Below are 16,529 nucleotides of genomic sequence, written 5' to 3'. Positions count from 1 at the left end.
GCTTCTACTATCTCAAGGCATCCGGTTCTCTAAATTAGCAATCTGGTTTATTGGAGGGTTAAGAATTTAATTGCACATCAATTCCACGTAGATAAAGTGGGCGTCATATACGCTTTGGTTGTATGCTTGTCGGAGGGGAACCGGTGAGAAATCAGGCTGTAAGTGTCCGAGAAACAACTCCTGCGCCCGATGACGTACGGGAACAACTGCGAAGGATCCTCTCAAGCCCGGATTTTATCCTTCCTGATCGTGGACGCAGGTTCCTGCAGTACGTCGTGACCGAGACGGTTGAGAAACGTGAAGGATATCTCAAAGCATTCACGATTGCGCAGGCGGTATTCGGACGAGGTAACTCGTTCGATGCTCAAAACGATCCCTGTGTCCGCATTGCGGCACGTCAATTGCGTAGCGCCCTGGAGCGCTACTACCTTACGGCGGGCGCAAAGGACCCAGTGCTAATCACGGTTCCTGCCGGTGGGTACGTTCCCGCGTTTACGTTGCGAGGCCCCGGAAGCGAGAGCGGCATCGAGCGCAAACCTGAGGTGGGAGCTCCCGCTACGAGTGCCGGAAAAGAGCAGGTCCCGGTCGACGCGCAAAAGAGTGAAGGCAGGCTGCTTCGTTGGATCATGGTCGGCGCTGCGCTGATCGTGCTTGCCGCCGTTGTCATGGCATCGCTTGCAGAATGGGAAAACCCGGCATTGAAAACGGCGGTAACGGACGGCAGCAGGCCGAGGATCGTCATCGATCGCTTCCAGAGTGTTGGCCAAGGCAATGCTGCAAATGACATCTCAGCCGGTTTGACCAGCGAGCTTTTTGTCAACCTTGCGAAGTTCAAGGACGTTGTGGTCATGTCAGGGAACGGTGCAACTGGCGTCACTGCGACTGACCCGACATACGCCCTTCAGGGAAGTGTCCGGTTGGAAGACAGCGACATGCGGTCGACTGCCCGCCTGGTCCGTCAGGCCGACGGCGTTGTTGTCTGGACTGGCGACTACAATGTCGACATCAAGGGTCGGAGCATTTTGGATATCGAGACGGGGATTGCGCGTTCCATAGCGACTGCAATTGTGGCGCCCCTTGGAGCCGGCGACCACAAGACGCCGGGTTCGTCAGGCGCTGGCAAATAAGTGCAAGCGTAGCCATCACGACGGCATAACCGTAGACTCAGGGCCACACCGGCCAGAGACCGTCTTTCCGGACCGATCCCGCTTTGCCAGGACAGATCCCACTCTTCCCGATCAAACAGGGGCGTTTACAACGCTCGTCATCGCTATCAATGAGTGCTTGGGGATCCCAGCGACGCAGAGACTGACGGTCCCTCAAGAGGCGTCCAGCAAAGCGGCGAGCCCTGCGAGCTGGAACCGCCAGAAATGGGCGACTGCTTTCCTGATGTCCTCGGCATTGTCATAGCGGCGCAGGATACCGGCGAGCGTATCGAGCGTGCGACCGAAAATCTGCTCCAGTACGAAATGCAGATGCGCATCATCCTGGCGTCCGAGGCGGGTGACGGCGCGGCTGGTCATGTCAGCGATCATCCGTGGCCGCTCATCCTCAAAAGTAGTGCCGGCGGCGCTGCTCATCAGGATGGCGGCAGCATGTCGATGCGTGGCCCAGAAGGCAAGCAGATCGCCCGCTGCCGAAGAACCGCTCGCATCGAGCGCCCGCCAATCGCTGCGGTTTTCGAACTCGCCAAGACGCGCCGAAAGCAGGCGCCGATGCTCTGCGGCGTGGTTTGCCGGCAAAACCTTGTCGAAGAGATCGGCCTTGTCCTTCACGTACTTATAGACGTTGCTGGCGCTGGTGCCAGCGCGCTCGGCGATATCGGCGATCCGGGCTGCCTCGAAACCACGTTCGGCGAAGATGGCGCCGGCGGCATCGAGAATGCTGTTGCGAAGATCGTCCTTCAGGATTTGCGGCATGCAAGCGTCCGTGAGAGCGCGGAGAGGCGAGGTAGCCACGGTGCCGCGTTTTCCAGCTGGAACGCAAGCTGAAAGAGGAGGGCGTCTTCTCCTGCCCGTGCCGCAAAATGACTCCCAACAGGCAAGCCTTCCTCAGTCCAAAAGAGCGGTACGGACATGGCAGGCCAGCCCGCCAGCGATGCGGCCGCCGTATAGGCGGCACTCCGCTCGAAATGGCGTCGGAGCACCTGAAGGGGACAATCCGGGGAGACGGTGCCAAGAGGGAAGGCGGTGAAGGGAATTGTCGGTGAAAGCAATACTTCCACATCGTCGAGTGCCACTTGCGCCATGTCGCCGGCAGCTGCGATTTCCGCAGCCGCCTCGACAAAGCGTGACGGTGGAAGCGCGCGAGCATGCTCGATGAGGGTAAGCGTATAAGGTTCGAGGCAGGCGATGGCGGCGTCTGGGGCAAGGCTGGGGGCGAGATAGTTCACCATGCCTGATGTGGTCATTGCCATGATGTCGTAGACGGCACGCGCAGCCACCCGACCGTCAAAGCGCGGTCCCTCGACCGGGACAAGGGTATGATCAAGCGAGTGACAGAGTGTGATGGTTTGCTCCAGCGCAGCCCGGGCCGCCTCATCCGGCAAGTTGCCGAAGGCGTCGAGGCCATAGAAACCGATCGACAGTTTTCGCGGCGGGTTTGCCAAGAGATCTGCCGCTTCCGGTAGGGGTTCTGCCCAGTCTTCAGTTTCAGTCACGCGAAGCCAGGTCGCGCTATCGCGCACGGAACGGCTGACGCAATGCTCGCTCAGAATGGCGGCAAGCGGCATATTCTTGGGAAGACCGGCGGAGCGCGTGCGCCAGCGGGTCGGCTTGAAGCCGAAGAGGCCACAAAGCGAGGCGGGACCGCGGATAGAGCCGCCGCCATCGGACGCGTGTGCGACAGGCACCATCCCGGAGGCGACCGCAGCGGCGGCACCACCTGAGGAACCGCCTGTCGATCGGGACAGATCCCAGGGATTGCGTGTCTTGCCTGTCACAAGCGGCTCCGTCGTTCCGACGAGGCCGAACTCCGAGGTCGTCGTCTTGCCGAAAACAACGAGACCCGCCGCGTCGAGCGCTTCGGTATAGGACGAACCGGCGGGCGCGATCTGGCCGGACATGAGGCGGGAACCCAGGCCAAGAGGCTGGCCGGGATAGGCGATCAGGTCCTTGAGCAGGGTGGGGACACCCGCGAAGGCACCGTCACCCGCGTTCGTTCGGGCGCGTTCGCGTGCGGCCTCGAAGGCCGATGCGCTGAGAGCATTGAGCGCAGGATTCAGTCGCTCGATACGAGTGATCGCTGCATCAAGCAGCTCTTCCGGCGTTACGTGCCCTGCGTGGACGAGCACTGCCTGTGCGGTGGCGTCCAATTCAACAAGAGGAAGATCGTCAATCGGATTGGCTCCGAGATCGAGCGTCATGGCGTAACCTCCAAAAAAGAATAAAGCATTCTCTTTTCAATAGCACGCCTGTTGTGAGCTGTCGACCAAGGGGCGAAGGGGTGGCCAAGGGCCGAGCCGTGTGAGCTCGAAAGACGGTCGGGCCGCACGACGCCGTCATTCTGGATCATGACATTGGTGCGCCCAAGACAAGTCGAAGACGCGCGACCAGATAGCTGGAACCCCGAAAACCTGGAGTATCGTGATGGTGTTGCTCGAAGAATGGCATTCGGAGCCTGATAGGGGACCGACGGCCGGCATCGAAAGGTGGGGATTTCGACCGCCGACGAACGACCTCACTCCCAAATCGCTGTAAACTCGTTGTTCCGCATAACGCGAAAAGGCCGATCCAACAGGGGAACAATGGCAAACCAGCTCGACATGTTTGCTTCGATACAGGTCGCGGCTGGCGCTGAAGCGGCCAAGGAACGAGCTATCCGGAAAAGCTCGAGAACGGCGCAAGAGGAAATGGCCAAAAGCCTTGAGGCGACCGGGAACTACAAGATCCTGCGAAGACTGCTCCCCCGACCGATCGTGACAGAGCCAAGACCCGAATTTACGCGGGTCGGTGTGATCGTGGACACCGAGACCACGGGCCTCAATCACCGAAATGACGAGATCATCGAGTTTGGTGCGGTTGCCTTCACCTTCGACGACAGTGGTAGGATCGGCGATGTCACCGACGTCTACGGCGGCCTGCAGGAACCGCGGACGCCGATCCCGGCTGACATCACCCGGTTGACGGGGATCACCGACGAAATGGTGGCGGGCCAACAGATCGACATCGCGGCTCTGCGCCGCATCGTCGAACCCGCAGACCTTATCATCGCCCACAATGCCGGTTTCGATCGTCCTTTCTGTGAGGCGTTCTCTCCGTTGTTCGTCAACAAGGCCTGGGCCTGCTCGGTCAAGGAAATCGATTGGAGCCTGCGTGGCTTCGAGGGAACCAGACTCGGTTACCTCATCGGCCAGGCAGGCTATTTTCATGACGGACATCGCGCCGTCGACGATTGTTTCGCACTTCTTGAAGTCCTGGACCACCAGCAAGGAGAGGATGACCGTCCCTTTGCCGAACTCCACCGCGCTGCCCAGCGCTCACGCGTCCGGCTCTTTGCCGAGCATAGCCCGTTCGATATGAAGGATCACCTCAAGGCGCGCGGATACAGATGGTCCGACGGTACCGACGGGCGTCCGCGGTCGTGGTGGATCGAGCTCGATGAGGACGTTCTTGATGACGAACGTCATTTCCTCCGGACAGAAATATACCGCTGGGACGATGCAGACCCACCCGTCCAGCACCTGACCGCGCTTGAGAGATTCAGGGCATAGCGGACCGCTGACGGCGGCTCTGAAACAGAGCCGATGAAGCAAACCGTCAACGCGTTGTTAGGGCTTTGTTGACCATAATTGCGGCTTCGTCCGTCCGGCGTGTTTCTGCAGTCGGGCATGATCTCAGATGACGAGGATCGCAATGTCCGGCTATGCCAGCAACTCTCAAGCCATTGGGCGCACATCATTCAATGCGGTGGGCGTTCTATGCTATGTTGTTCGGCGCGTCAGACAGGTGGCCATCGCCTTGCTGGCGGTTTTAGGATTTGCCGTCGATGCCGCTGCGGAAGATCGTGCGTTAAAACTCTTCTTTACCCACACGGGAGAACGGGCAACGATCATCTTCAAACGCGATGGAAAGTTCGATCCAAGAGGGCTTGCCCAGGTTAACCGCTTCCTGCGTGACTGGCGAAGAAACGAGCCGGCGCGCATGGATCCCCGGCTGCTCGATCTCGTCTGGGAGGTCTATGGCAAAAGCGGAGCTCGCGACTACATTCACGTCGTCTCAGCGTATCGATCACCTACTACCAACAACATGCTGCGGTCCCGATCCAGAAGCTCAGGCGTCGCAAAGAGCAGTCAACACATGCTTGGAAAGGCGATGGATTTCTACATTCCGGGCGTGAAACTTGCCACGCTGAGGGCCTTGGCGATGCAGAAACAGGAAGGCGGTGTGGGATACTATCCCCGCTCCGGGTCTCCCTTCGTTCATCTCGATGTCGGTCGCGTCAGAGCCTGGCCCCGCATGTCGCGACAGGAATTAGCAAGCATTTTTCCGAGCGGACGAACAATGCATGTTCCTGCGGATGGCCGACCGCTACCGAACTACAACCAAGCGATTGCCGACAGCAAAAAGCGAGCTGGCTTGAGAACGATCGACATTGCCGCGACGCTGGATGAGGACGACACGGAGGAAACGGGAACGACAAGGGCCTCGGGCGCCAATCTGAAGACCGCTCTCCTTGCGGTGTCTTCCAGTCTTGCGGAGGCAGCACTTGCCCGCCAGATTGCTCAAGGCGGCAGCGATCGCAAGGAAACTGAAAAGAGCTTCGCCGATCTCTCCGCAATGGCGGTCCCAGTCCCAACGCTACGAACGCTGCCAATTAGGAACGGCCATGAGACCGATCCGATCCAAACGGCGTCGATTGGAGAGACCTCGCCAATCGGAGTAGCCGAGGCTCCGAGGGTTTTCGGTGGACCCAAGCCTGCCACTATGACCTTATCGAAAGGGGATGTCGCAGAACTTCCTTTGTCAGCGTCGCGTGAGCTCCAGGCCGGCATCGGGCGAATTTCGGCAAGGCGCCTAATGACCTGGGCGCTTCACGGACCGGGACAAATGCAAGACTTGTCATCACCTCGAATAGCCAGGCGGACGATCCTTCAGTACGGGGAATTGTAGGGCGAGAATCCCGGGGGCACAAGGAGACCTTTGTGCGATCCTCCTCAAACTACTGGACTTCGATCATCTCGAAAATGCTGGCTTTGTGATCAGGCCGATCATGGAGGTGGTCTGGGGACGCGCCATCTCGAAATGACTGCTCCCGATCGCTGGAGCTTTTTCAATTTGCTGCTCGCCAAGAAGTTGCGCTCCATGCTCTCATCGTGCATCATGCAATCAAGCTACCACACGGGAGGAAGCCGATGCGATATGCGGTGGTCTTGGGAACGGATGTATGCCTGGTTACCCGGCACTTGGCTTCGGCCGAGACAGAACAGGAGTTTTTTTCGGCGCGATTTGGTAGGCGCGCCAATGTGGTCACCATCGATGACGACATTGGCGCGACCGCTCGCCTGCATCGCCAGTTGGCTGTGCGGAACGCTCGTGGAGAAATCGATCTTCGTTGACGTGACGGCGTGACCATCCCGTCGCCGGCCTAAGGCCGGTGTAGGAAGATGTTAGGCGCTACGCTTCTTTGATTGGCGTTTGGTTCGGCGCGGTCGAGATTTAGCCCGCTTAATCTCGTGGGCGACATCAACAGAAAGCACCTGAAAGAGGAGGGCAATGCGCTGGGCTGTATCGATCGCCTCTTTATTTAGCGTCTGTCTGTGATACTCAGCGATCTTTGAAGGGTCGGTTTTACCCTGAATTGCAAGTTTTCGTTCAATCGACCGCGGTTTTGTTACAGTCAGATTGGGATCTGGAAGCTGATTGTGCAACTCGCCATACAGCCGTTCAGTTTGAGCGATGTGCTCGACTACCCAGTGAACGCTTGGAAGCTGAGGTTCACTCCCGGCAGTTGTTGCTGGTTTCTTGGAGCTGCCAGCGAGTTTTCGCGGGTTGAAGGAGAGACTATACCCTGAGCTTTGTGTGGCTTTATTGCTCATGCCGCGCCTGAAAAGCCTATCAACTAAGCCCGTTGCCGCCCCTCTCCGATCGTGCCCCTTGACCCTCCTACAGTGCCCAAAACTTACTTATTTCTGGTAACTGGGGCTCTGACAAGCTCCTGACCGAGCGGCATCATCTACGCGCGATGTGCAGGATCAGACGCTATGCCTCGTTTCTCCAGGTCCCGATTACGTGCTGACAAGCAAGAGGACATAGGCAACGACGGTCACCATCAGGCCCCGGAAGGCGAAAGTGACACATCGGTATTTTACACGCGCAATGGTGGAGAGAAGGGTGATGCCTTCCCCGCCGCGCGTAACCGAAGAGTTGACGAAATCGCCGAGCATGCCGCCACCACCACCGCGGATGAATGCTTCCGTCCAGAACTGCGGGCTCCCCATCGGATTCGGATCTCGACCGGCAATGAGCGACTGAGCCTGCATCGTGGCAGCGCCGGCATCGTCATCGTGAGGATGAGCTGCGTCGTTCGGTAAGCCCGGTTCGACATGCTGCCTTGCGTAAGGGCGCTGATTTTGCGAGGTGCTTGAGGACGGAAAGCTTCGCCACGCCTCTCACGAGGGGCTACGGGAGGTGCAGGACAATGCGGCGGTGTAACGGTTGGAGTGAGATCTCGCGTGCCAGATATAAGCGGCGTCGTGTGCCGCGCTAATGGAAGCTTCCTGCGAAAACGACGCCCAGTGAGATAAAGATCATTGCCCCAACGAGCACGGTAAGCTTGCTGATTGCGCCGGGGACGTGGACCCCTGCCGCATCGACCTTACATGCGAGATAGAGGGGGAATGCGACGAAGAAGATCGAGATCCACTTCGGGCGCATCATCGTCGCATCGACAGCCAGCATGATAACGAAGACCAGAAACATGCTGACGACAAGCATCCGGCCGATCACCCGCGTCCATTCGCTGCTCGCAGCGAAAATGGTGCGGAGATGCCCGCGATAGACAACGGCGAGAATAGCGATCGTCAATGCGCAGCATTTGACAATTGATTCCACCAGCTCCAAGGCGGCGATGAGCTGCAGAGGCATCCCGTGGCTCGATGCTGCCCGCATCTTTGTCACCGTGTCACCGGTTGCCGCATCGAGATGGGTTACCGCCCAATAAACATGCGGGCCAACAACAGCGAGACCAACCGCAATGGTCACGGCCAGCCGCCAGTTGAGAACCAGTCGGCGCAGGCTGGGTTCAAGCAGGAGCGCAACCACTGTCGCCACGGGGATTATCGCAAAGTTGTACTTTGCCAGAAATCCCAGGCCGGCCGCCGCGCCGAGAAGCGCGTAGTTGCCAGCCGACGGGCGCTCGGCCACCAGCGTCAGCACGTAGAGGAACAGCGCAACGACAGCGAAGGCGCCGACGGTGTGAGTCAGATCCCGCTGCGACAGCAGAAAGACCGCCGGCAGGCTCAGGAAGCCGAGAATGGAGATCCAGGCAGCGTCACGTTCTCCCACCACTTTGCGAGCAGCCAAGCCAAGAAACAGGCAGCTCATCAGCAACGTCGCATTCTTCACGAATGCCAGCGTATCGACTGACGCGCCGAAGACCTTGGCGAAACAGTAGAACACCCAGTTGTAGAGAGGCGGCTGGTCGCCATAACCGAATTGCAACGCATGCGAGAGTGCGACTTGTTCCGCCTCGTCGGAGGCGAGATCGCCGCCGCGCAGCAGCCGAAGGACGAAGCTCGCGGTGAAATAGGTTGCCAGCAGAAGGACGGGAAGGATTGTGCTTATACTGGTGGCACGCCGAACGGGAAGGTATGAACCATCAACAGTCTCAGTCAACTTCTGCCCCCGTATGCGCTCGGTCTAACCCGGTTTAGGGCGAAACATGCAACTACCCTAATGGAGAGTATAGCGGTTCACCTGCAATTTCATGGTTCGCCAGCATCGTTCAGAAGCTGAGTGTTGCCGCAGGGCAACGCTTTCGCACGCGACAGCAGCCCCTGCGCTGGTACCGCAGGAAGAGCTGGACGCCGGCGCCAAACAAAAAGGTCGGCACTCGGGGTGAACTCTCGATGCCTGCTGGATCTTGGAAACTATCACTCTTTCCACCACGACTTATCGACGGCGGAAATCGCCGGCACGAGAATTTCCTCTTTCGTGGTGATGGGCGGGGAACCCCGCCGCGGCTTGGTGGGCCGAGTCGGGTGAGGGCGGTCAAGTGTTCGTGATAGCCCTCGCATCGGTTCTCCGACGCGGCATCTCTACACGTAAGATCACTGTGTCGAGGAAGCGAGATGAGCAGGCTACGGGGCAGTGCTAGCAGCAGGAACGCTGATCGATCTGGCCGTGGCGTTTAGTTGATCGGCAAATCAACCCAACGGTAGTGGAACTCAGCCTGCCTGAGACCCCAGCTTCGTTCGTAAGGCAAGGAAACGGTGCTGACCGGCGAAGCGGAGCCTCTTTCACCCATCAGCGTGACCCATCGATCGAGCTCAGGCCTTTCCTTCTGCTTTATTTCGTTGTCCGTCCACACGACCAAGATCGATCTGAGGGTGCTCCGCTCATATACCGGCGTAAGGTTGGGAAAATTGAGCGACAGAACCGGTGTGGTGGGGAACTGAAGGCGAAGATTACCAGCTGCAAGCCATTCGTCGGTTACAATGAGGTCGGGCATGCGTGTACCCGACATGGTCACAGACTGAGCAAATTCTGCATACGGGATTCCGGTAGCATCGGGGCGCTTGAACCATTGAGGAAAACCTGAACGCACAAGCAGGCTCGCCGGCACGAGGATCATTACGGCTAGGACAACCGGCATAAGCCTTTTGACCAGCGGTTCAACAACGACGCCAGCCGCCTCCAACTTCAGACAGAGGTAAAGCGGAGCGACGACATAGAGAGGCAGGAGCCATCTGTCGCGCATTCCATTCGTGCCAAAGAAGGCTATCACGAGAAGCGTGGCCGATACGGCGATTAGGTAGCGTCCCAGGAACCGGGACTCGCTACTCGATGCATTCCAGACGCGAACCACATCCTTGTTAACGATGAGACCAAACGTCAGGAGTGTCGGAAGCAACAGCAGCACTGCGGTGGACACTACATCCAGCATGCCCTTGCCCGCCATCACCAGTTGGATCTCTTCGCTTACTCCGAGTAGCCCGAGATTTCTGTCCACTGCGATATCGCGGTGACTTATCATCCAAACCGCGTGCGGGAGAAAGATCGCAGCGGCGATCAAAATACACAGAACAAAACGTCGATCAAAAAGCCGCGCTCGTCCAGATGGATCGCCGAGCGCGGCCACCATTACCCCAACGACGATAAGCGCGAAATTATACTTGCTCAACATCCCAAGGCCAGTGGCCAATCCGAGCGCTACATAGGATTGGGCTGTCGGACGCCTCATCGTTATGGACGCCGAGTAAAAAAACGCGCACACCACCGCAAGCTCGCAAACGGTGTGGGTCAAGTTGCGTTGGGATTCCCACGAAAACTGAGGGATCGTGAAGAGTAGAAGTGTCGCCAGCGCAATTGATGCACTCGACCGAAGCAAAATCCTAGAAAGTGCGACAAAGGCGAGAAAAACAGCGAAAAGACTCAGGCTCTTGGTGAATGCCAGGGTCGCCAGCGAAAGGCCGAATACACCTATGAATGCCTGCTGAACCCAGTTATACAGCGGTGGTTGATTGTCGTATCCGATCGCCAGCCACTGCGAGAACAAAGCCTGCTGCGACTCGTCATATCGCAGGCCGTGAGGCAGCAGAAGTCTGACGAAGACGTGAATGAGAAGGTAGCATCCAAGAAAGGTCAGAAGAGCTCTCGGTTGCAGTGTTATTTGGCTGACAAATGCCTGATAGCGGTCCCGCAACAACGGCGACTCTTCCGCCTTAGAGTAGGACACTATGCCTCTCCATTCTGCTAAATTCAGCCATGCCTGATGATTGCCTCTGCCTTTCGGCTGGCATCGAACTCCATTTCGATCCAATCGGAGTCTGCCGCCTAGAGTTTACACGAAACTACAATAGCGGCACATCTCGTCAACACAATATGTTGGATTTTCGAGGAGGTATGGCAATTGAGTTTCAATTCACTCGACGTCGGCTCGCGAACCGCAATGACCCCCAATGCAGAGAAGGTGCGTACTACAGCACCTTTGCCGTATGCGCGTCCTCACTGCAGCCTGGGCAGCCCGCAAGTTCCCGGATGTCCGCATCCATATCGCGTCCGGCAATAAGACCGTACGAACCATTCAATCATGAATGTCGCCTTGATTGGCCTGCCACGATCAACGTCCGTGGGGCGTGAATTCCACTAGCAGAGACTTGAGCTCAACGTCCCTAACCCTGCGTGCTGCTTCGTCCGGGGAGACCCAAGCCAGGATGCGCTCGCCACGCTCCTTGAATCTGTCGTGTTTCTTTTTGACTTCGATCTGAAAAATATCAACGATGCAGGGCACGACCTCGCCGTCGCCTAGAAGCTTCAGGTATGTGTATCTGCCGACCGGTTTCTTTCTAACCTTACCTCGAACTCCTGCTTCTTCCCTACCTTCGATGGCTGCAGCCTCATGAGTGCCTTCCCCTCTATCGGCCATCCCTTCGGAATGATCCAGCGCCCACTGTCGCGCGTTGTGACGATCAGAATTTCAATCGTTGTTCTGTCATCCTTGTAACGGAAGCACAACGCAGCGCATTGCTGGCGAAACTTGCCCGCAAAGAGTTTCTCGGGCTGGGCCGCTAGGCGTTGCAGGAGCGACTTGGGTCTCGCATTTCGCGTCGTTGCCGATTTCTTCTTGGACGTCATGAATTCCGGGAGGGCAGGGGAGCATGAACAGGAAATTTTGTTCAAACGAGACGAGAGTCCTGGTTATTGGTATACGGTCCGAAAGACTACTCACAACTGCGACGGCCCCATCGTACGCTAGCGTACTGGTTGATCGAGCGCAAATCCCAACCCCCTTCGAGTATGGCACCTTCCATGGCCTCAAGGTAGGAGTGGGCTCTCGGCATTCCAAGGACAACCAGCATGGCCGCTGACTTCGACGAGGCTCAACACAATGCCGAAGCGCTGGACCTAATGCCGCCAACGATGATCATTTTATTCTCGGTTTGATTGAAGGTGACCATCGTGCGTGCAATGGCCTAGCGCTGCAGACTGGCGGCACGCCAACAGCGAGCCCCAGTGGCGGTTTCCCCGCCTTACTCGTCACTCGAGCCAAATCCGTTGGGCGGGAACGAGCTTAATGAACGACTGTTATCACGGGAATTCCAGCCTCTTCAGCCGCACGGATCAGGGCCGCCGACGTATGGCCGGCAAGTGGGAGCGAAGATCTATTAGCGTGGGTACGCATATCTTCTCTCAGGTCCCTCGCGGATGGAATGGGAACATTCCATCCCTCCCGTTGAACAGCTGCGATATTCTATTACCTTCAGGGAACTGGCGTAGCCGCGAAACCTGCGAGTGTCCGATCACAGGTCATCAAAACCCGCGAGCGTTGAAAGCTTCACTCGCCATCGCCCGAGACTCGCGGCGGTTCCTGAACTTCGCACCATCTCCAAATTGTCCGGGAGGGTATCCGCTCGCTTCGATCCCATGAATTTTGGCTTCGAAGCCGAATACAGCACCGACGTGCCGCGTTGCCTGAAACGGAGCGGTAAACCAAGAACACGCCCTGACCGATGAGATTGAACGGCGCCCGCCTATGAGGGCGCCGGCAGGAATCAGAAGGAGCGCTGCAGACGGAAGAAACCCTTGGTCACCTCGTCAGCATCATCGGGATCAGTGTAATCGGCTGTTGCCTTGGCATAGAGGTTGTCAGCGATCTGATAGTCTACAGTAATGCCGACCGTCCATGCGTCGCCGAGGCCGTCGAACGAGTCGCCACTGAAGCTACCGAGATCAGGCACGTAATTGCCGAAGTACTGAGCCTCCGGGGTGATGGTCCACTTCTCGTTGGCCTTGTAAGCGTATTCGGCTGCAACGGTCCATTCTGACTGGGAATAGTAGGAGTTCGGACCAGATGCGTAAATCGCTGCCAGTCCAAGTGTCCCGGGGCCGATATCAGCAAAGAGCATTCCGCGCACTGCACCGTCTTCGTTGTCGGTGTCGTAGCTGCCGATGACCTGGTAGCTGATTGCTCCGGCCTTGCCGCCAATGCCGAGGCCGACGCCGAAATTATTCGGGTTCTCACCGGGCTTGTAATACCCGTCTTCCAGCTCGTCGACGGTGACGCCAGCGTAGAAGTCGCCGTTCTCATACTGGTAGCGGATGGAGTTGTGCAGGGTTTCAAAGCTCGAGAGGACGTCTGGTTCGCCAGAAAGGTCGTCATCCCACCAGCTGTAGAACAGACCGGCGCGGAAGCCGGCGACGTCGATGTAGGCCGAGTCCAGGATGGAGGTCGTCTCGGGATTGTCACCGTTGTTTCGTATAACGATTAGACCAGTGAGCGGACCATATTCGGTGTCGCTCTTGGCAGTGAACTGCACATGAGCGCGCGTGCGAGCGTTCCAGTCCGAGGTGCCTTTCTCATCCGGGCCCGCATAGACCTCGAAACGAAGGTAACCGCTGACTTTGAGGCATGTTTCGGTGCCTGGGATATAGAAATAGCCTGTGCCATATGCATCGCAAACGCGGACATATTCAACCGGCTCGGGTTCAGCTGCAACGATTGCATCAGCAGCAAAGACCGGCGTAGACGCGGCAGCAAATACCGCGGCGGAGGTCAACAAAGCCATCCGAAGTGTCATTGGAAATCCATTCCCTTTCGATGGAACCGCCACCTGGGGGCTAGGGCTGTTCCGATAGATCACCTTTCGGCTGGCGAGTCAGCTAGCCGCAGAGCCAGCGTTTCATTCTTGTCTGAGTCGATCAATCTCGAAGTGACGGGTTGCTGTCGACAAACGGCCTTTTGGTCATGGGACGTTGCGCTTCGGTAACAACACGCATCACGGGTTGAAAGCACCAAGCGTCATCATTGCCGGTAGAATCCCCCCGTCCGAATTCGACCCCTACCGAAAGGGGCGGAGGAGGATGCTCGAGCGTCAACATTATTGCATCAACTGGTGTCAGCGTTCGTACCAGTATGAAATCAATTCACGGCGACCAAAGAGCCGATTCCTGCTGTACGAAGCCCACTCCTTGCATGCGGGATCCGGAATACTACTCCCCGGACAGACGTTCGCGGCAGACTATGTTGACAACCTCCTGCAGGCTCCTGACCCGCTCCGTCAACCAAGCAAGTTCCTCTTGGGTGATCTCGTATTGGGAGGAATACCTGGCTTCGACGTAGGCGCGAGACAGCAATTCAAAGCATCGACGCGAAAACCGCCTGTCACGAGGCCATGCCGCAATCAGGCGCGGGTCCACTCCTTCGGCGCGAGAGCGCAGCACCTTGATGCGATGCGACTTCGGGCTATAGAGGGTGAGGGTCAACAGAGCGCAGTGATAGGCACGTTCAGTGGCTTGATGCAGCATGAAAGCGCCATCACGCCAAATGTCCCTTCCAAGCATCAGCTCGGCACCGATCAGCGCTTCTTCTGACAGCTTGAACCACTGCTCGAAATAGCCTTTTGCTTCCTGGCGCTGTTCTTCCGGCGTCAATGGCTTCGGTTTTGCTAGCGGATGGCCGGGCACTTCGTAGAGGACGATGCCGTCCCTGGCGATATCGACGAAGAAGGGTCGGCCGCGGCCGAGCTGGTCGTTGACGTCGGCCAGGGTATGGACGATCGGAACAACCGGTGTCTCGATGCGGCGAGCGATCTGTTCTTCCAGCAGCCTGTTGTCGACCCCCTCCCAGAGCGCGTCTTCTTCGGCAAAGGACCTGTCGTTGACAACGACCATGAGGTCGTAGTCGGAGCGATAGCCGCTCAGGCGGTCCTCAACCCAGTCGCCGCGCGCAAAGGAGCCGTAGAGCACCACCTTGAGGATCTTGCCGGCTCTCTTCTTGTCGGACAGCTTGGTGGACTGGAACGCTTGAACTTCCGAGAATAGAATTTCCAGCACGCGCGCCAGCTCACGCCGCTTCCTTTCCGGCAAATGCTTGATGTGGTCGGTCAGTGTCAAAGCAGCGTCAAAGCCTTCGGTGTGAATCGCATCCATCGTAGCGGTTCCATGGTGATTTCGCACTTATACCTTTTACGCGAATGCTGTCCTCGATACAATCAATAGCAGCAGCATGGAGCGACGCAGCTAGCGGTCGTATTCGTCATCCTCGCGGCGGCCCCTCTCGCGATCTGGCTCGGTCGGGCGCCGTCCCCGCTGACTGTTGTGATCGGTCCGGGAGAGGTCGTCCGACGCCCTGTCATTTTCTGCGAGTGAGCTATGGCGTTCGTCAGCGCCACCCGCAGTCCTGTCAGCATGACCTGCGGAGCGTGAGGCGGTTTCCATTGTTGCCCTACTCGAGGTTTTGGGTCTACCGCGGGAGCGTTCGGCCCGTTCGATCTCTGAGCGCAACTCGTCATCGCTTTCGGCCGCCTCCCGTATGACGTCGTTGCCGTCGATAGAAAGCCTGGCTGCTTTTGCGAGCGCCACGTCGAGGCTGATCTTCACAGCCTCTCTGTCGGAGCGCTCTTTGTCGCTGTGGTCCTGTTCCTCGCTGGCATTCAGCCTTTCCCGGTAGTGATCGATCTCCGCCAGGATCTTGTTGCCGGCCTCGACGGCCGCCAGGCCATGCCGGTCCACAGCCTCCTCCCAGCTTCTGCCAGGATCGCGCCGCAGTTCTGGGGTGACCTCTGGCGTGGCTCGATCCGGCCTGCGCTCGGCCTGCTCCATGATGTCGCGGCGGACCCCGACATGTTCCCGCGCGGCAGCGGCAATTTCCTGGAACAGCTCTGCCTGCTTGTCCTGCATCAGCCGTTCAGCCCGAGACAGACTTGCCTCTACCTTCTGCTCATAGGCGTCGAACTCGGATCGTGTCAGCACCTTCATGGAATCGACCTCCGCCAGGCTCGTAAGTGTGAGAAGAACAGTTCGAAGCTCGACTTGTGTTTGACCGGCACGTGGCTGCTCGGCTGTTTCTGTTTCCGCGCGTCGGCGTGCTGTCTCGAGGCGGGCAAGCTGCCGATCGGCAAACGCCCGGATGTCGGGGTCGGCATCACCGCGCGCCAGCGCCGACCATAGCCTGTGAACGCCTTGGCCATAGGCAAGGCTTGCATCGGTCCTGGCCGCGCTCGGGACCTCGCGGCGCTTGTCGTGGTACCTGCGCCGTGCAGATGGCGAGGTTGCCTCGTGTTCGGTTCTGCCGTCATGGCTGACCGGACGCACCTGGCTCTGGTTGAAGGCCGGCGCGCTTGCCAGCTCGCGACGATCGGTCATCTCCATCCGGATGCCGTTTGCGCGTGCCTGTTCGGCCAGGCCTTCGCGCCAGCGCCGGAACGAGGCGATCGAGGTTTCGAGGCGCTCGCCATCCTCGGATCGCATCGCGACAATCGCATGGACATGCACGTGCGGTCGCTTGCCACCCTCGTGTTCCCGCTTCGGATCGTGCGCCGGATGGTGAAGGGAAAAGACATAGCGATGATGCTGGAATTCTGCCGCCAG

General features: G+C 58.2%; 12 protein-coding genes and 2 pseudogenes. 4 read left to right on the top strand and 10 right to left on the bottom strand.

Annotation, left to right across the window (positions count from 1 at the left end):
- Positions 1 to 275: 275 nt before the first annotated feature.
- Positions 276 to 1,127 (top strand): hypothetical protein, encoded by an 852-nt coding sequence (locus FHT97_RS25365; protein ID WP_259186549.1) that lies wholly within the window; start codon positions 276 to 278, stop codon positions 1,125 to 1,127.
- 192 nt (positions 1,128 to 1,319) lie between these two features.
- On the opposite strand, the gene FHT97_RS25360 is transcribed toward FHT97_RS25365, so the two are convergent.
- Both FHT97_RS25360 and FHT97_RS25355 read right to left on the bottom strand, forming a co-directional pair.
- The gene (locus FHT97_RS25360) at positions 1,320 to 1,919 is read right to left on the bottom strand and encodes a TetR/AcrR family transcriptional regulator (protein ID WP_183757949.1); all 600 of its coding nucleotides are present in this window, start codon (positions 1,917 to 1,919) and stop codon (positions 1,320 to 1,322) included.
- Complete coding sequence (locus tag FHT97_RS25355; protein ID WP_183864635.1) at positions 1,904 to 3,364, bottom strand: amidase family protein; 1,461 nt, start codon at positions 3,362 to 3,364, stop codon at positions 1,904 to 1,906. Before FHT97_RS25355 ends, FHT97_RS25360 begins: the two co-directional genes overlap by 16 nt.
- 381 nt (positions 3,365 to 3,745) lie before the next feature.
- Here FHT97_RS25355 and FHT97_RS25350 point away from each other — a divergent pair, with 381 nt between their 5' ends.
- Positions 3,746 to 4,711 (top strand): 3'-5' exonuclease, encoded by a 966-nt coding sequence (locus FHT97_RS25350; RefSeq protein WP_183864634.1) that lies wholly within the window; start codon positions 3,746 to 3,748, stop codon positions 4,709 to 4,711.
- A gap of 127 nt (positions 4,712 to 4,838) precedes the next feature.
- Positions 4,839 to 6,110, top strand: coding sequence for a DUF882 domain-containing protein (locus FHT97_RS25345; protein WP_246712770.1), 1,272 nt, complete (start codon positions 4,839 to 4,841; stop codon positions 6,108 to 6,110).
- A 497-nt stretch (positions 6,111 to 6,607) separates the two neighbouring features.
- Here the strand turns inward: FHT97_RS25345 and FHT97_RS25340 are convergent, their stop codons facing one another.
- The 5 genes from FHT97_RS25340 to FHT97_RS31640 all read right to left on the bottom strand — a co-directional run bounded on the left by FHT97_RS25340 (position 6,608) and on the right by FHT97_RS31640 (position 11,586).
- Positions 6,608 to 7,036, bottom strand: coding sequence for a hypothetical protein (locus tag FHT97_RS25340; protein ID WP_183757943.1), 429 nt, complete (start codon positions 7,034 to 7,036; stop codon positions 6,608 to 6,610).
- A gap of 189 nt (positions 7,037 to 7,225) precedes the next feature.
- Positions 7,226 to 7,480 carry a hypothetical protein gene (locus tag FHT97_RS31095; protein WP_246712779.1) on the bottom strand — a complete coding sequence of 85 codons (255 nt, stop codon included), beginning with the start codon at positions 7,478 to 7,480 and terminating at the stop codon, positions 7,226 to 7,228.
- 223 nt (positions 7,481 to 7,703) lie between these two features.
- Positions 7,704 to 8,834: a glycosyltransferase family 39 protein gene (locus FHT97_RS25330; RefSeq protein ID WP_183864633.1), complete on the bottom strand. Its 1,131-nt coding sequence runs from the start codon at positions 8,832 to 8,834 to the stop codon at positions 7,704 to 7,706.
- A 514-nt stretch (positions 8,835 to 9,348) separates the two neighbouring features.
- The gene (locus FHT97_RS25325; RefSeq protein WP_183757939.1) at positions 9,349 to 10,896 is read right to left on the bottom strand and encodes a glycosyltransferase family 39 protein; all 1,548 of its coding nucleotides are present in this window, start codon (positions 10,894 to 10,896) and stop codon (positions 9,349 to 9,351) included.
- A 384-nt stretch (positions 10,897 to 11,280) separates the two neighbouring features.
- Positions 11,281 to 11,586, bottom strand: a complete 306-nt coding sequence (locus FHT97_RS31640; RefSeq protein WP_348649644.1) for a hypothetical protein — start codon at positions 11,584 to 11,586, stop codon at positions 11,281 to 11,283.
- Between the two features lie 666 nt (positions 11,587 to 12,252).
- Between FHT97_RS31640 and FHT97_RS31090 the strand changes: the two are divergent.
- Positions 12,253 to 12,437, top strand: a pseudogene (locus FHT97_RS31090) (alpha-ketoglutarate-dependent dioxygenase AlkB); the annotation flags it as partial.
- A 275-nt stretch (positions 12,438 to 12,712) separates the two neighbouring features.
- On the opposite strand, the gene FHT97_RS25315 reads toward FHT97_RS31090, so the two are convergent.
- The 3 genes and pseudogenes from FHT97_RS25315 to FHT97_RS25305 all read right to left on the bottom strand — a co-directional run.
- Complete coding sequence (locus tag FHT97_RS25315; RefSeq protein ID WP_183864632.1) at positions 12,713 to 13,738, bottom strand: porin; 1,026 nt, start codon at positions 13,736 to 13,738, stop codon at positions 12,713 to 12,715.
- Positions 13,739 to 14,150: 412 nt separating this feature from the next.
- A complete protein-coding gene (locus FHT97_RS25310) occupies positions 14,151 to 15,089 on the bottom strand; it encodes a HEPN domain-containing protein (protein ID WP_183864631.1) in 939 nt (312 codons plus the stop codon).
- 90 nt (positions 15,090 to 15,179) lie between these two features.
- Positions 15,180 to 16,529 (bottom strand): annotated as a pseudogene (locus FHT97_RS25305) (conjugal transfer protein TraA); the annotation flags it as partial.

This window comes from Rhizobium sp. BK399 (assembly GCF_014194695.1).
Taxonomy (GTDB): Bacteria; Pseudomonadota; Alphaproteobacteria; order Rhizobiales; family Rhizobiaceae; genus Rhizobium.
The sequence above is the reverse complement of the archived record's forward strand: the minus strand, read 5'-3'. Positions and strand labels throughout refer to the sequence as shown.

Bases quoted from the DNA above. Each gene is read 5' to 3' on its own strand.
- FHT97_RS25360 (WP_183757949.1), bottom strand. From the start codon at position 1,919: ATGCCGCAAATCCTGAAGGACGATCTTCGCAACAGCATTCTCGATGCC.
- FHT97_RS25340 (WP_183757943.1), bottom strand. From the start codon at position 7,036: ATGAGCAATAAAGCCACACAAAGCTCAGGGTATAGTCTCTCCTTCAAC.
- FHT97_RS25345 (WP_246712770.1), top strand. From the start codon at position 4,839: ATGACGAGGATCGCAATGTCCGGCTATGCCAGCAACTCTCAAGCCATT.
- FHT97_RS31640 (WP_348649644.1), bottom strand. From the start codon at position 11,586: ATGGCCGATAGAGGGGAAGGCACTCATGAGGCTGCAGCCATCGAAGGT.
- FHT97_RS25355 (WP_183864635.1), bottom strand. From the start codon at position 3,364: ATGACGCTCGATCTCGGAGCCAATCCGATTGACGATCTTCCTCTTGTT.
- FHT97_RS25315 (WP_183864632.1), bottom strand. From the start codon at position 13,738: ATGACACTTCGGATGGCTTTGTTGACCTCCGCCGCGGTATTTGCTGCC.
- FHT97_RS25350 (WP_183864634.1), top strand. From the start codon at position 3,746: ATGGCAAACCAGCTCGACATGTTTGCTTCGATACAGGTCGCGGCTGGC.
- FHT97_RS31095 (WP_246712779.1), bottom strand. From the start codon at position 7,480: ATGCAGGCTCAGTCGCTCATTGCCGGTCGAGATCCGAATCCGATGGGG.
- FHT97_RS25310 (WP_183864631.1), bottom strand. From the start codon at position 15,089: ATGGATGCGATTCACACCGAAGGCTTTGACGCTGCTTTGACACTGACC.